The 15,698-nt window shown below is 67.7% G+C and carries 12 protein-coding genes; 4 read left to right on the top strand and 8 right to left on the bottom strand.

Features of this window, described 5'->3' with window-relative positions:
* Window positions 1–323 precede the first annotated feature (323 nt).
* On the top strand, window positions 324–1,274 hold the full coding sequence (locus BST28_RS10710; protein WP_083080999.1) for a carbon-nitrogen hydrolase family protein: 951 nt from the start codon (window positions 324–326) through the stop codon (window positions 1,272–1,274).
* Here BST28_RS10710 and BST28_RS10705 read toward each other — a convergent pair.
* On the bottom strand, window positions 1,250–1,891 hold the full coding sequence (locus BST28_RS10705; RefSeq protein ID WP_029249644.1) for an HNH endonuclease: 642 nt from the start codon (window positions 1,889–1,891) through the stop codon (window positions 1,250–1,252). The genes BST28_RS10710 and BST28_RS10705 overlap by 25 nt on opposite strands.
* A gap of 125 nt (window positions 1,892–2,016) precedes the next feature.
* Here BST28_RS10705 and BST28_RS10700 point away from each other — a divergent pair, with 125 nt between their 5' ends.
* Window positions 2,017–2,424, top strand: a complete 408-nt coding sequence (locus tag BST28_RS10700; protein ID WP_019739164.1) for a globin — start codon at window positions 2,017–2,019, stop codon at window positions 2,422–2,424.
* Window positions 2,424–3,983, top strand: coding sequence for a glycoside hydrolase family 13 protein (locus BST28_RS10695; protein ID WP_065288294.1), 1,560 nt, complete (start codon window positions 2,424–2,426; stop codon window positions 3,981–3,983). Before BST28_RS10700 ends, BST28_RS10695 begins: the two co-directional genes overlap by 1 nt.
* Window positions 3,984–3,993: 10 nt before the next feature.
* On the opposite strand, the gene BST28_RS10690 is transcribed toward BST28_RS10695, so the two are convergent.
* Window positions 3,994–4,851 (bottom strand): alpha/beta fold hydrolase, encoded by an 858-nt coding sequence (locus BST28_RS10690; protein WP_019735466.1) that lies wholly within the window; start codon window positions 4,849–4,851, stop codon window positions 3,994–3,996.
* Between BST28_RS10690 and BST28_RS10685 the strand changes: the two genes are divergently transcribed.
* Window positions 4,850–5,515 (top strand): TetR/AcrR family transcriptional regulator, encoded by a 666-nt coding sequence (locus BST28_RS10685; RefSeq protein ID WP_020425459.1) that lies wholly within the window; start codon window positions 4,850–4,852, stop codon window positions 5,513–5,515. The genes BST28_RS10690 and BST28_RS10685 overlap by 2 nt on opposite strands.
* Before the next feature lie 12 nt (window positions 5,516–5,527).
* On the opposite strand, the gene BST28_RS10680 is transcribed toward BST28_RS10685, so the two are convergent.
* The 6 genes from BST28_RS10680 to BST28_RS10655 form a co-directional block, all read right to left on the bottom strand.
* On the bottom strand, window positions 5,528–6,097 hold the full coding sequence (locus BST28_RS10680; RefSeq protein ID WP_019735468.1) for a LemA family protein: 570 nt from the start codon (window positions 6,095–6,097) through the stop codon (window positions 5,528–5,530).
* 27 nt (window positions 6,098–6,124) lie between these two features.
* Complete coding sequence (locus BST28_RS10675; protein WP_165758069.1) at window positions 6,125–7,918, bottom strand: DUF2207 domain-containing protein; 1,794 nt, start codon at window positions 7,916–7,918, stop codon at window positions 6,125–6,127.
* A gap of 107 nt (window positions 7,919–8,025) precedes the next feature.
* Window positions 8,026–8,439 (bottom strand): acyl-CoA thioesterase, encoded by a 414-nt coding sequence (locus tag BST28_RS10670; protein ID WP_019735470.1) that lies wholly within the window; start codon window positions 8,437–8,439, stop codon window positions 8,026–8,028.
* Window positions 8,436–13,364, bottom strand: coding sequence for an NAD-glutamate dehydrogenase (locus BST28_RS10665; protein WP_083080972.1), 4,929 nt, complete (start codon window positions 13,362–13,364; stop codon window positions 8,436–8,438). The genes BST28_RS10670 and BST28_RS10665 overlap by 4 nt, the downstream gene beginning before the upstream one ends.
* 54 nt (window positions 13,365–13,418) lie before the next feature.
* Entirely contained in the window at window positions 13,419–15,095 is a 1,677-nt protein-coding gene (gene ettA, locus BST28_RS10660; protein WP_083080971.1) for an energy-dependent translational throttle protein EttA, read from the bottom strand.
* A 79-nt stretch (window positions 15,096–15,174) separates the two neighbouring features.
* Entirely contained in the window at window positions 15,175–15,681 is a 507-nt protein-coding gene (locus tag BST28_RS10655; protein WP_083080969.1) for a single-stranded DNA-binding protein, read from the bottom strand.
* Window positions 15,682–15,698 lie beyond the last annotated feature (17 nt).

The raw sequence follows: 15,698 nt of genomic DNA, 5'->3' as shown, positions 1-15,698 counted from the left end.
CCATTCCTTCGCCCGGGCGCTCAGCGTGAGCAGGGCTGCTCCGGCGGCCGCGGGAGCCGGCCAGGCGCTCGGCAATGCCCCCCGAAAGCGGCAGCCGGCACGCCGTGATCGCCGGCGGCATGGCCCATTGGACGGGAATCGTTGCCGCACAAGCAGGTTAAACATGCGCAACCTTTCCGGCAGCCGATGTCCGCAGCCTGCTGCGCATTCGTCTGGGACAAGCTGACCGAGCTCAGATCGTGCCCCTTACCATGGAACCCACGGCGATCGCAGACGCTGCCGGAGGCGCAGGGCTGCGCGTGAGTACCGGAAAGGCGATGACGATGGTTCTGGCAGCGGCTGTCCAATTGGAGGCGATACTCGGCGATATCCCGGCCAACCTGGCCGCCTGCGAACGCCTCGCCGACGAAGCCGGTCGCGCCGGCGCCGAAGTCATCGCCCTGCCGGAGTTCTTCACCACCGGCATCGGGTTCGCGCCCTCGTTGGCCACCGCGGCCCTGCCCCCCGACGGTGCGGCAACCGAGCTGCTGACCGCACTGGCACACCGGCATCGAGCGTTGGTCGGCGGCTCCTTCTTGTGCCGCGATCCCGACGGGGATGTTCGCAACGCCTACATCCTGGCCGGCCCCTCCGACGTGCTGGGGCGACACGACAAGGATCTGCCCACCATGTGGGAGAACGCGTTCTATACCGGCGGCGACGACGACGGCGTGCTCGAGGCGGGCGAGCACACGGTCGGCGCCGCGGTGTGCTGGGAACTGATGCGCACCCAGACGGCGCGACGGATGCGGGGCCGGGTGGACCTGGCGATGACCGGCTCGGGCTGGTGGTCGATACCGCGGTGGCGTCCGCATCTGCTGTTCGACCGCCTGGAACGCAACAACACCGCCACCGCCCGACACGCGGCGGCCTCGTTCGCCCAGTACATCGGCGCCCCGGTGGTGCACGCCGCCCATGCCGGCGTCCTGGACTGCGCGATGCCGTGGCTGCCCCTGCGGTACCGCGGGCACTTCGAAGGGGCCACCCTGATCGCCGCCGCGGACGGCACCATCGTCGCGGAGCGGCGCGCCGAGGAAGGCGAAGGGGTGGTGCTCGGCGAGATCACGCTGCAGCGGCAGCCGTGCCGGCTAGAACCCCCGGCCGGTTTCTGGCTGCATCGGCGCGGGGCCATGCCCACCGCGGTGTGGCATTACCAGCGCTGGCACGGGCGTCGCTGGTACCAGCGCCACGTAGTGCAGGCAAACCCAGCTCAGGCGGCGCCTTCACCGAGGTAGCGCATCCACACCGGGTCGAGGTCGTTGATCACCGCCAGCAGCCGCCAGTGCTGGCCCTTCGGCGAGGTCGGCACCAGCCGCAGCGTCCAACCGAGTTCGGCGAGCAGCCGGTCGGCCTTGCGGTGATTGCAGGTCGAACAGGCGGCGACACAGTTCTCCCACGAGTGGTCGCCGCCGCGGCTGCGTGGCACCACGTGATCGACGGTGTCGGCCTTGCCGCCGCAGTAGGCGCAGCTGTGCCGGTCACGGTGCATCAGCGCGGCGCGGGTCAACGGGATCCGGGCACGATAGGGCACCCGGACATAGGACCGCAGCCGGATCACCGAGGGCACCGGCACCGACCGCGTCGCCGAATGGATGACCGGGCCGGCCGGGTCGTCGTGCACCACATCGGCCTTGCCGCAGATCAGCATGACGATGGCGCGCCGCAGCGGAAGCGCCGTCAGCGGCTCGAAAGTGGAGTTCAGCAGCAACACCCGCCGGCGGGTCCAGATGCTCGCGGCATCGGCACCGGACACCGAACCCGACGTGGCCACCGAGTGCAGGCATGGAGGGGCGGCAAGCCCGGACAGGCTCGCCGTGGGGGCACCGGTTCTGCGGTGGCCCCGACGTTTCATCGGCCGCTTTTGTGCTGCACCATAAATCCTCCGCGGAACAGTTCACCATGATTCGGCGCTGGTCGCACGCCTATTAGCTGTGTGTTCTCGATGTGTGTCCGGCGGCAATTCCTCGATGCCCCACAATGGTGGCGATGCAGCCGATAGAAGAGCCCTCGTTTTATGACGCCGTCGGCGGTGCGGAAACCTTTCACGCCATCGTGTCGCGGTTTTATCAACTGGTCGCCGAGGACCCGATCCTGTACCCGATGTACCCCGCCGACGACATGGACGGCGCCGAGGAGCGGTTGCGGATGTTCCTCGAGCAGTACTGGGGCGGGCCGCGCACCTACACCGAACGCCGCGGCCACCCGCGGCTACGGATGCGGCACATCCCGTTCCGGATCGGCCCGCTACAGCGCGACGCCTGGCTGCGCTGCATGGTCACGGCGATCGACGAGATCGACACCGAGACCCTCGACGACGAACATCGTGCCGAACTGCTGCACTACCTGCATTCGGTGGCCGAGTTCCTGGTCAACGCACCGATCTGATGGGCGCCGAGAACCCGTGGTGGGCCAACAGCGTGTTCTACCAGGCCTACCCGCGCTCCTTCGCCGACAGCAACGGCGACGGGGTCGGCGACCTGGACGGGGTGATCGCCCACCTGGACTATCTGCGCGCGTTGGGCGTCGACGCCATCTGGCTCAACCCGGTGACGGTGTCGCCCATGGCCGACCACGGCTACGACGTGGCGGATCCGCGCGACATCGATCCGCTCTTCGGCGACCTGGCGACGCTGGAACGCTTGGTGGCGGCCGCGCACGAACGTGGCATCCGGCTGACCATGGACCTGGTGCCCAACCACACCAGTTCGGCTCATCCGTGGTTCGTCGAGGCGCTGGCGTCCGCGCCGGGCAGTCCGGCACGGGCGCGCTACATCTTCCGTGACGGCCGCGGCCCGAACGGGCAGCTGCCGCCCAACAACTGGGTGTCGGTGTTCGGCGGCCCGGCGTGGACCCGGGTCAGCGGACCCGATGGCCCCGGCCAGTGGTACCTGCACCTGTTCGACACCACCCAACCCGATCTGAACTGGGACAACCCGGAGGTCATGGGCGATTTCGAGGAGACCCTGCGGTTCTGGCTGGACCGCGGCGTCGACGGCTTCCGCATCGATGTCTCCCACGGCATGGCCAAGGCCCCCGGCCTGCCCGACATGCCGGTCACCGACGTGAAACTGCTGGCCCACCGCGACGACGATCCACGGTTCAACCAGCCCGGCGTCCATCGGATCCACCGTGCGATCCGCGCGGTGTTCGACGACTATCCCGACGCGGTGTCCATCGGCGAGGTCTGGGTGCACGACAACGCCCTGTTCGCCGAATATCTGCGCCCCGACGAGCTGCACCTGGCCTTCAACTTCCGGTTGCTGCAGTCCGAGTTCGACGCTGATGGAATACGGGACGCGATCGAGAACTCCCTGGCCGCGGTCGCCTCGGTGAAAGCCACCCCGACCTGGGCGCTGGAGAATCACGACGTCGAGCGATCGGTCACCCGCTACGGCGGCGGGGCGACCGGACTGGCGCGGGCTCGGGCGATGGCGATGGTGCTGCTCGCGCTTCCCGGCGCGGTGTTCGTCTACAACGGTCAGGAACTGGGGCTGCCCGGCGTTGAGCTGCCCGATGAGGCACTGCAGGATCCGGTGTGGGAGCGCTCCGGCCACACCGAGCGCGGCCGCGACGGCTGCCGGGTGCCGTTGCCGTGGTCAGGCGACGCGCCGCCGTTCGGATTCTCCGAACGGTCCGAGACGTGGTTGCCGATGCCGCCGCAGTGGGCGCCGCTGACCGTCGAACGTCAACTCAGTGACACCGGCTCGACCTTGGCACTGTATCGGCGGGCAGTCGAATTGCGCCGGGAGCACGTGGGTTTCGACAGTCGCGTCGAATGGCTGCCGGCCCCGGACGGAGTGGTGATGTTCCGGTGCGGCGGGCTGGTGTGCGCACTCAACGCCGGCGACGAGCCGGTGGCGCGACCGGAAGGGCAGCTCATCCTGGCCAGCGCGCCGGCGGCCGACGGCGTCCTGCCGCCCGACACCGCGGCGTGGCTGGTCTGACCGACACGGCTTACCGGCGACCGCGGCCCCCGTGCTCGGTTGTGGCGCCGGCGAATTCGGCCACCAGCTTGCCTAGCCAGTCCGGCTGATCGAGCATCGAGAAGGTCCGGGCGCCGTGGATGAGTTCAAAACGACTGTCGGGCAACGTATCGGCGAGGCGCTTTCCGTCGTCGACGGGGAAGAAGAAGTCATCGGCCGACCACGCGATCAGTGCCGGCTTGGTGAACCCGCGCAGCCGGGCTCCGGCGTCCAGGGTGGTCTGCTGGTGCAGTGACTGGGTGAGACGGCGAAGGTCCTCGGCGATGGCCGCATCACGCAGCGCCGGTTTCACCCACTGGGCCACCAGAGCGTCGATGTCACCGTGGGACAGCGCCCCGAAACCACGGTTACGGAAGGTACGCAGCCGCATCGGCTGTAGCACGGCACGGAAGGTGAGGGATGTCTTGGCGGCCAGCATGAACGGTTTGAGGATCGGCGGCGGGAAATGTTCGAAGGCGTCGCAGCTGGTGAGAACCAGCGCACCGAGCCGGTCGGGGTGGTCTATCGCCACCAGCTGGGTGATCACTCCCCCGGTGTCGTTGCCGACCAACACGACGTCGTCGAGCCCGAGTGCGGCCATGAACGCGTTCACCATCGCCGCGATACCCGGCAGTGACCGGTCCGCTCCGGGCCGCAACGGCGTCGGGTGGGCGCCCAGCGGCCAGGTCGGGGCGATGCAGCGCAGGTTTCGCGCCGCCAGGCGTTCGCTCAGTGGCCGCCACAGCGAGGCGGCCATGGAATAGCCGTGGACGAACAGCGCCGGGCGGCCGTCCTGCGGGCCCGCAGTCTCGTAGTGGATTGTTCCGGCGTCAATGTCAACGGTCGGCATGGGAAGCTCCTACCATAGTTACGTGCAACCTGCCGATAACTTACCGACAGCCTGTACGGAAATCAAGCGTCGAACGCAGGCCGAGCGTTCCGCCGCCACGCGGGCCGCGTTGACCAGCGCCGCCCGCACGCTGTGGGGTGCGCGCGGCTTCGCCGCGGTCGGTACGCCAGAGATCGCCGAGGCCGCCGGTGTGACCCGCGGCGCGATGTATCACCAGTTCCCCGACAAGGCAGCGCTGTTCCGCGCGGTCGTGGAGGCCGTGGAAGCCGACGTCATGGCGCGGCTCGCCGAGGCCGTCGCCGGCTCCGTGGCCACCACTCCCGCCGCCGCGTTGCGCTCGGCTGCGGAGAGCTGGCTGGTGGTGGCCATGGATCCGGAGGTACGCCAGCTCATCCTGCTGGATGCGCCGAACGTCCTCGGGTGGGACGGCTTTCGCGATGTGGCCCAGCGCTACAGCCTGGGTATGACCGAGCAACTGCTCAGCGAAGCGATGAAGGCCGGCCAACTCGCCGAGCAGCCCGTCCGCGCCCTGGCGCACATTCTCATCGGCGCACTCGATGAGGCCGCGATGGTGATCGCCACCGCGGACGACCCCGACCGGACCCGTGCCGAGGTGAGCACCGTCGTGCACCGGTTGCTCGATGCCATGCTGACCGAGACCTGATCTGCGTAGAACTCAGAACGTCACCGGTGGCGGCGCCTGCTGTCCTTCGGTCGCCTGATAGAACGGCCGCGCGGCCACCTTGGCCATCCCGGTGAAGAACATCCACGGGATCGTGACCACCCGCTGGTTGAGGGTGGCGGTTGCGTCGTTGTAGTACTGGCGGGCGAACGCCAGCTGGTTCTCGGTGTCGGTGAGCTGTTCCTGCAGCTGCAGGAAGTTGACCGAGGCTTTCAGCTCGGGGTAGTTCTCGGCGACGGCGAGCACGTGGAAGATCCCGCGGTCCAGCTGGGCCTGGGCCTGCGCCTTCTCCTCGACGGTGCCCGACTGCGCCGCCTGTGTCGCCTTCGCCCGAGCGGCGGTGACCTCTTCGAACACCGATTTCTCATGCGTTGCATAGCCTTTGACGGTGGATACCAGGTTAGGAATCAGGTCGGCACGCCGGGTCAGCTGGACGTCGATGCCGCCCAATGCCTCCTGCGCCTTCACATCGAGCGTGCGCAGCAGGTTGAACGCGGTGATGCCGAAGGCGACCACCGCCACCAGCACCGCTGCCAGGACCGCGATGGCAGTGATTCCGTTCATCTGATACCTCTTTCCTCGATTGATCGTTCACCAGGAGCCGCCACCGCTGCCCCCGCCGCCGCCGAAACCACCACCGCCACTGCTGAACCCACCAGAACTCGACGAAGAGCTTTGGGAAGCCTGGTACGCACTGATCGAAGTCGCGATCGCGGCGCCCAGGCCGGCCAGCGCGGTCCCGCTGTACAGTCCGGCCGCGCCGCCCGCCCGCGTCCCCGGATACCACGGCACCTCCGGCGGCTCCTGCCCGGTCGCCGTCCGGTACTTCGCGGCCCACGTGTCGGCGACGCCGAACGCCACCGCATAGGGGATGTAGGCCATGAAAAGGTCCTTGCGCGCCGCAAAGTCGAACCGGTCCTCGCTGGACGGTGTGGACAGCAGGCGCTCGAATCCGCCGGCCCGCGACCACAGCCGGCGGCCCGCTGCGGTGCGCCGGGTACCCGCCCCCGTGGCGAACAGCCAGACACCGGCGATGGCGAACACGGCGAACGGCAGACCCCACATCGTCGGGTAGCCCCAGAACCGAACGACGGCGACGAGGATGCAGATGAAGACCAGCACTCGGCCGATGGTCACCATGGCCTCGTATCGCGACAACCCCTCCGTTTGAGCCCAGGATCGAGTGGAGGACTTGGCGGTCTGCGCAGCGTTCGCCAATTTCTCGCCGGCCCGTTTGCCGCCGGTGACAACACGGCGACCGGGTTCTGTGATGCCCAGTGCTTCGCCGACCCCACGAGTCACCGGATCAACGTTCGCCCACTCCGCCGAGGTAGCGGTGCCGGTGAGGGCCCACTTCTTCGCACCGATGCGCTCCAGCTCAACCAGCTTGCGCTCCGCCATATGCAACAGTGTCGCGACCAGGGCGTGCTCACCGACGGTCTCCTTGACGATGTAGACGGTCTGCGCCGGCCCGAGCCCGTCGGGCGGAACATAGGTCACCGGCAGGCCCGGAGGCGTCTCCCGTGACCGTCGAACCCACAGGGATCCCGCCAGCGCGGCAAGCAACGTCAATACCGCCACCGCACCCGCGGCGCGGGTCGAGCGGCCCAGGATCCCGTCGAAGCGCACCGGCCACGGCAGTGTGGTGCGGGCCGGCAGCGTCATCGGCAGATCAACGCGAACGGTGACCGGGTTACGCGGTGCCAGGTTTTCCGCGGTGATCGCGACGCGCTCAGTGCCCGCGCCCTCGATGGCGCACGGAATCGACCCGCCGGTGCTCGCGGCGCACTGCACCAGCCCGGATTGGACGGGCAGCTCGATCACGGACTGCGCGGTTCTGATCGGCATCTCCCAGAAGCCCACCGCGTTCCAGTAGAACGACGAGTCCGCCGCGATCCGGTTCTCCCCCGCCCAGGTCGGGAACTTCCCTTGTGCGCTGGGGGTTTTCGCCAATACGCCGTCGATGGTGTAGCCGATCTCGTACAGGTATGTACCCTGGGCCAGCGTCGTGGACGAATCGCCGATACGCGCAACGTAGACGCTGCGGCCGTTTCGCCACGAATATTCCACCGGGACCTCCCGGCCATTCATGGTGATGCCGGTGACGGCCGGGACAATCCGCAAATGGGAGTCGCTGGGGTCGGCGACCGGGAAATACCAGAAGATGCCGTGCCGGCCGCTTGGAAGGTCCACCGTCAGGCGCTCGGTGGCAATGAGGCGGCCGTCGGCGGCGACCCGATAGGTCGCGGCGTAGCGCCTGATCACCCCCGGATCGTTGGGCGGCGACACCGAATACGTCAGTCCCGAGGCAAGCGGCCACAGCAAGCCCAGACCCGACAGCGCAATCAGAATCGCTGACGCGATCAACAGCGACTTAGCCCTCACTCGATTCGTCTCCCGCCGCCGGACTGACGATCCCCTAAGCACAGTAAGGGTTGACGGTCACGGCAACCGGCCGAATCCTGTGACAGCCGCAATAACCCGACGTTGGGCTAGCGCATCCACCGCTGCAGGTACTCCCGGTGCTGCGCCGAGAGCCGCACCAGCTTCTGTTCGTCGATGCTGAACGCGGCCAACTGGGTTTCGGCGATCACCGCCGGCTTCGAATCGGGCTCGGCGCTCACCGAGCGCACCTCGTAGCCGATGGTGAAGTCCACCGCGCGCAGCCGCGGCACCCACATGGTCACCTGCAGCGGCGAGTCCATCAGCCGCAGCTGTCCCTTGTAGGCGATCTTGACCTCGGCGATCAGCAGACCGACTTCGGTGATGTCGACGGCGAAGGCCGGCGACAGGAACGGTACCCGCGCCTCTTCGAGGATGGTGACCATCACCGCGTGGTTGACGTGCTGGTACATGTCGATGTCCGACCAGCGCACCGGGACCGATGCGACGAATCCGGCGCTCACGACACCGAACCCCGGCCGCTGGCGCGGGTCATACTGCGGATCTGCCGCGCCGCCACCGACAGCGTCGCCAAATCCCGCTGGTCGGATTCATAGATCTGGCTCAAGGTGCGCCGCGCCCGCTCCACCCGCGAGCCGTTGGTCGATTCCCACTCGATGATCTTCTGCATCCCATCCTCGTCCGGTTCGCCGACCGCCAGCACGTCTAGGCACAGCGACCGCACCGAATTGTAGATGTCGTCGCGGATCGCCAACCGCGCCAAGGCATGCCAGCGGTCATCACGGGGTAGTTGGGCCACCGCGGTCAGCAGCCCGTCGGTGCCGAGTCGATCCATCAGCGCGAAGTAGGTGTCGGCGACTTCGCTCGCGTCACGGTCGGTGATGTCGGCGATATCGATGATGTCGAGCAGGCTGTAGCGATACAGGCCGATGGCGATATCGGCGGCGAGATCCTCGGGCACGCCTTGCGCACGGAACTCTCCGACGTGCTTGGCCACAATGGCGGCGTCGTCGCCGCGCAGCCATTCCAACATCCGCGGGGTCAACGCGGTCACCTTTGCGGCGAACCGGTTGATCTCGGCGCCCACCGCCAGCGGTTGCGGACGATAGTTGAGCAGCCAGCGCCCAGCGCGGTCGATGAGCCGGCGCAGGTCCAGCGTCATCCGGTCGGTCACCGCCACGGGCAGCCCGTCCTGCTCGCCGGCCGCGCGGATGCGGTGCCACAGCCGGCTCACCCCGAAGATCGCGTCGGTCGCCACGTAGGCCCGTACCGCGTCGACGAGGTCGACCCCGGCGTCCTCGGTGATGCGGAAGGCGTAGGTGATGCCGGCGGTGTCCACCACGTCGTTGATCAGCATCGTGGTCACGATCTCGCGGCGCAGTTGATGCGAGCGGATCTCGCCGGCGAATCGCTGCTGCAGCACCGACGGGAAGTACCGCGGCAACCGGGCGGCGAAGACGTCCTGCTCCGGCAGGTCGGTGCTGAGTACGGCCGCTTTGAGAGTCAGTTTGACGTGGGCCATCAGCGTCGCCAACTCCGGTGAGGCCAACCCCAACCCGGCCTCGGCGCGCCGCCGGATCTCCTTCTCCGACGGCAAGGCCTCCAGCTCGCGGTTCAGGCCTCGGTCGGCGACCAGGTGTCGGATCTGGTCGGCATGCACCGGCAGGAGGCTGGCGGCATTGGCCCGGCTGGTGCCCATCAGGTCGTTCTGAGCGGTGTTGTCGGCCAGCACCAGCGCACTGACCTCGTCAGTCATCGACGCCAGAAGCTGCGGCCGGTCGGCGACGTCCAGCTTGCCGACGGTGACCAGGGAGTCGATCAGGATCTTGATGTTGACCTCGTGGTCAGAGCAGTCGACGCCAGCCGAGTTGTCCAGGGCGTCGGTGTTGATCCGGCCGCCGGCCAGGTCGTACTCGACGCGACCCAGCGGCGTGACACCGAGGTTGCCGCCTTCGCCGATCACCTTGGCGCGCACCTGGTTTCCGTTGACCCGCACCTGGTCGTTGGCCCGGTCGCCGACGTCACTGTCGGACTCGGACTCGGCTTTGACGTAGGTGCCGATACCGCCGTTGAACAACAGGTCCACCGGCGCCCGCAGGATCGCTCGGATCAACGCGGGCGGCGTCAGCTCGGTGGTGTCCTCGCCGAGCCCCAAGACCGTTCGCACCTGCGGGCTGATCGGGATGGATTTGAGCTCCCGGGGATAGACACCCCCACCGGCACTGATCAGCGACTTGTCGTAGTCGTCCCAACTGGACCGCGGCAGGTCGAACATCCGCTGGCGCTCGGCGAAGGACCGGGCCGGATCCGGGTCGGGGTCCAAGAAGATGTGCCGGTGGTCGAAAGCGGCCAACAAACGGATGTGTTCGCTGCGCAGCATTCCGTTGCCGAACACATCGCCGCTCATGTCCCCGACACCGACGACGGTGAAGTCCTGGGTCTGGGTGTCGATTCCCATTTCGCGGAAGTGCCGCTTGACCGATTCCCACGCGCCCTTGGCGGTGATACCCATTTCCTTGTGGTCGTAGCCGACCGATCCCCCGGAGGCGAATGCGTCACCGAGCCAGAAGCCATAGGACTGCGCGACCTCATTGGCGATGTCGGAGAAGCTGGCGGTCCCCTTGTCGGCGGCCACCACCAGGTAGGCGTCGTCGCCGTCGCGTCGCACCACCTGCGGCGGCGCACTGACCGCACCGGTGGCGTGATCGACGTTGTCGGTGACGTCGAGCATGCCGGAGATCAGCAGCTTGTAGCAGGCGATTCCCTCTGCACGGGTCGCTTCGCGGTCGACGGCAGGGTCGCCGGTGGGAATCGGAGGCCTCTTGACCACGAACCCGCCTTTGGCGCCGACCGGGACGATAACGGCGTTCTTGACCTCCTGCGCCTTGACCAGCCCGAGGATCTCGGTGCGATAGTCCTCGCGGCGGTCCGACCAGCGCAGCCCGCCGCGGGCGACGAAACCGAATCGCAGGTGCACCCCTTCGACGCGAGGAGAATAGACGAAGATCTCGAACTTGGGGCGCGGCAGGGGTAACTCGTCGATCAGTCGGGCGTCCAGCTTGAGCGCCAGAACATTCTGCGCACGCGCCGAATCAGCGCGGGTGACAAAGTAGTTGGTGCGCAGCGTGGCCTGGATCAGGGAGGCGAACGCGCGCAGTACCCGGTCGGTGTCCAGACTCACCACGGCGTCGATGCCGGCCGCGACGTCCGCGGCGGCCGCCTGAGCATCGCGGCTGCCCGACGCGCGCGCCGGATCGAACAGCGCCTCGAACAACGCCACCAGGGCCCGCGCGGTGCCCGGATGCTCGTTGAGCACCGACGCGATGTGGGTCTCGCTGTAGGGAAAGCGCGCCTGACGCAGGTATTTGGCGTAGCCGCGCAGCACCACCACCTGTTGCCAGGTCAGCCCGGCCCGCAGGATCAGCTCATTGAGCCGGTCGGTCTCGACCCGGCCCTCCCAGATCGCGGTGACCCCGGCGGCGAACCGTTGTTGGGCCGCATCGCGTTCGGCGCCGGTCGCCGGGATCTCGATGCTGGGGTGCGGCGAGATTTTGAACTTGTAGATCCACACCTCCAAGCCGTCGGCGCGGGTGACGGTGAACGGGCGCTCCTCGAGCACCACTACACCCATGGACTGCAGCATCGGCAGCAGTTGACTCAGCGACGCACCGTGGCCGCCGAGGAACCAGCTCAACAGGACCGCGTCGTCGGTGCCGTAGCCGGAGACCACCAGCCGGACCGAACCGTCGGCCAGTTCATCGATGATCGCGATGTCCTCAACGGCCTCGGCAGGTGTGACGGCCTGTTTGTAGGTTTCGGCGAAGGCCGCCGCGTAGTGCTGCGCGTGCGGCTCTGCCGGGGTGCCGGCCGCGGCGGCGATCATCCGGTCCGCCCAGGTGCGGCTGGCCTCGGTCAACAGCGCCTGGATCCGCACCCGGTTGGCCTCGGAGGTGTCGACGGTGCGCGCCTCGGGATCCTCGGGCAGCCGGACCATGAAGTGAATCAGCGCCCAGGGAGCTTCGCTGACCCGGGCGCTGTATTCCACACCGACACCACCGAATTCGGCGGCCAGAATGTCCTCCATCTGCAGCCGGACCGGGGTGGTGTAGCGATCGCGCGGCAGGTAGACCAGACACGACACGAACCGCCCGGTCCGGTCGCCACGAAGAAACAGCAGCGCCCCACGACGTGAGCCCAGATTCGCCACGGCCATCGCCATGTTCAGCAGCTGCTCGGAGTTGATCGCGAAAAGCTCTGAGCGTGGGACGGTTTGGATGATGTCGAGGAGTAGCTGACCCGGGTGGCCGGGCTCACTCTCGGAGAGCGCCAGCGCCTGGCGCACCGTATGGGAGACGACCGGGATGTCGAAGACGTCGGCGTTCATGGCCCCGGCGGTGAACAGTCCGACGAAGCGGTGCGCGACGATGTCGTCGCCGGTGTTCTCGCGGATCACGACGACGTAGGTGTGTGAGCCGAACCGCATGTAGCTGGGTACGGTGGCCTGCGCCAGGGTCAGCAGATCTTCGCCGGTGAGCATGGGACGCAAAGACTTACGCAGCCGCAGCACCCCGAGCCGGTCCGCGTCGTTCACCAGCACCTGCCCGTCGCGCACCACCCCGCGCTGGTAGCCAAGCAGCACGAAGTGCCCGTCGGCAAGCCAGCGCAGCAACGCGGCCACCTCATGGCGATCCGGAGCGTCGTAGTGCCCCTGCGGGTCGGACTCGACGTCACCGGCCAGGGTGTTGAGCGCATCGTGCATCGCCTGGGAGTCGGTGGCGACCTGGCGGACGTCGGCCATCACGTGGGGCAGCAACTGTTCGGCTTCGGCCATCGCCTCGCCGCTGACCGAAGGCGCGAGCTGCACGTGGATCCAGGTCTCGGCGGCGGCGCCGTCCACGGATTTGGGTTCAACGTCCGGGTTTTTCGGTTCAACGTCGGGGTTCTTGGGTTCAACGTCGGGGTTTTTGGGTTCAACGTCGGGGTTTTTGGGTTCAACACTGCACAGGTCGCCGTCGGCATCTCGCCGCACGGTGAACACCGGTGTCATGATGCCGGTGTAGGCGACCCCCAGGCGGTGCAGTAGGACCGCGACCGAGTCCGTCAGCATGCCGGCGTGCCCGGTGACCGCTTGCAGGGCGGGACCGAATCCGGCGGCGTCGTCCGCCGCGTAGACGCCGACGCGGGTCTCCCCCGGCGGCCGGTGTTGCGCCAGTCGGGCGTGGGCTGCCAGCAGCGCCGGGGTCACGAACGCGGTGGCCCGGCCGGCCGGCTCGGCGGCGGACGCATCGTCGCCGCCCAGCGAGTCACTGTGTGGGCCGCGGTAGGTGGCGAGGTAGGCGCCTGCGACCCACTCGGGGATACCCTGCGGTTGGGCGGGATCGGGAAACGTCGTCCACGCGGCTGAAAGCCGCTCGGTGGAATCCGTCATCCCCACCCCTCCTGACCAGATGTCAGTTCCGGCAGCGCCGCTACCGGCCTTACCTTAATCGCGGGTGAGTCTGCGGTGGGTCACTCGATGCGGACGCGCCGCCTCGGCCCCCAACCTTTCCACTTTGTTCTCCTCATAGGCACCGAAGTTGCCCTCGAACCAGAACCACTTGGCCTCGTCGTCGGCGTCGCCCTCCCAGGCCAGGATGTGGGTGCAGGTGCGGTCGAGGAACCAGCGATCGTGGGAAATCACCACCGCGCAGCCCGGGAAATTCACCAGCGCGTTCTCCAGCGACCCCAGGGTTTCAACATCCAGGTCGTTGGTCGGCTCGTCGAGCAGGATCAGGTTCCCGCCCTCCTTCAGCGTCAGTGCCAAGTTCAGCCGGTTGCGTTCCCCGCCGGAGAGCACACCGGCCGGCTTCTGCTGGTCGGGTCCCTTGAAGCCGAATGCCGACACGTAGGCCCGAGACGGGATCTCGTTCTGCCCGACTTGGATGTAGTCCAGGCCGTCGGAGACCACCTCCCAGACCGTCTTCTTCGGGTCGATGCCCGCCCGGGACTGGTCGACGTAGCTCAGCTTGACCGTCTCACCGACCTTGACGGTGCCGCTGTCGGGCGCCTCCAGGCCGACGATGGTCTTGAACAGCGTGGTCTTGCCGACACCGTTGGGTCCGATCACGCCGACGATGCCGTTGCGGGGCAGCGTGAACGACAGATCCTTGATCAGCATCCGCCCACCGAAGCCCTTGTCGAGGTGTTCGACCTCCACCACCAGACTGCCCAGCCGGGGCCCGGTCGGGATCTGGATCTCTTCGAAGTCCAGCTTGCGGGTCTTCTCGGCCTCGGCCACCATCTCCTCGTAGCGCTGCAGCCGGGCCTTGTTCTTGGCCTGGCGGGCCTTGGCGCCCGAGCGCACCCAGGCCAGCTCGTCCTGCAGCCGCTTCTGCAGCTTGGCGTCCTTGCGACCCTGAACGGCGATCCGCTCGGCCTTCTTCTCCAGATACGTCGAGTAGTTGCCTTCGTAGGGGTAGGCCCGCCCGCGGTCGAGCTCCAGGATCCATTGCGCGACGTTGTCCAGGAAGTAGCGGTCGTGGGTGACCGCCAGGATCGCGCCGGGGTAGCTGGCCAGGTGTGCTTCGAGCCACTGCACGCTCTCGGCGTCGAGGTGGTTGGTGGGCTCGTCGAGCAGCAGCAGGTCCGGCTTGGACAACAGCAGCTTGCACAGTGCGACGCGGCGCCGCTCGCCACCGGAGAGGTTGGTGACCGGCTCGTCGGGCGGCGGGCAGCGCAGCGCGTCCATCGCCTGTTCGAGCTGCGAGTCGATGTCCCACGCGTTGGCGTGGTCGAGTTCCTCCTGCAGCCGGCCCATCTCCTCCATCAGCTCGTCGGAGTAGTCGGTGGCCATCAGTTCGGCGACCTCGTTGAACCGGTCCAGCTTGACCTTGATCTCGCCCAGACCCTCCTCGACGTTGCCGCGGACGGTCTTCTCCTCGTTCAGCGGCGGCTCCTGCTGCAGGATGCCGACGCTGGCCCCGGGAGCCAGGAACGCATCTCCGTTGTTGGGGGTGTCCAGCCCCGCCATGATCCGCAAGACGCTCGACTTGCCGGCCCCGTTCGGGCCGACCACACCGATCTTGGCGCCCGGCAGGAAACTCAACGTGACGTCGTCGAGGATGACCTTGTCGCCGTGCGCCTTGCGGACCTTTCTCATCGTGTAGATGAACTCAGCCATGCCGCGGTGTCGCCTCCTGGTCTCGGAATTTGCTCGCCGCCCATCCTAGGGGGTGGATTCACCCGGCCGTCGGCTGCGCTCAGGCGGTCAGCGCCATCCCGTCGTCGGCATCGGCCTTGGCAGCGGCGTCGGCGTCGGCGTCGGTGTCATCTCCGCCCGATTCGGTGTTTCCGTGGTCCGGGCTGTCGGCCTCCCCGGCTCGTGCAGCAACCGGACTGTCCGGTCCGGCGGCGATGATCTTCTCCACCCGGGCCGCGCAGCGCGCCAGATTAGGCCCGACCGCGGTCGCACGCAGCTCCACCGACGACCGGCGATTGCCGTCCTTGTCGTCGTATTCGCTGGTGAACACGTTCCCGACCACGATCACCGGTAACCCCTTGCTCAGCGACGCACCCACGCCGGTGACCAACCGGTCCCAGCAGGTGACCGTCATGAACAGGGAGTTGCCGGTCTCCCAGTTTCCGTCGGCACCGCGTTTGCGCGAGTTGCTGGCGACCCGGAACTTGATCAGTTCGTGCTCCCCCACCCGGCGGCGGATCGGGTCGGTCACGACATGGCCGATGATGGTCAGAGGCGTTTCATACATTGCGTGTTTCCTTCCTG

Source organism: Mycolicibacter kumamotonensis (assembly GCF_002086285.1).
Classification (GTDB): Bacteria; Actinomycetota; Actinomycetes; order Mycobacteriales; family Mycobacteriaceae; genus Mycobacterium; species Mycobacterium kumamotonense.
The sequence above is the reverse complement of the archived record's forward strand: the minus strand, read 5'-3'. Positions and strand labels throughout refer to the sequence as shown.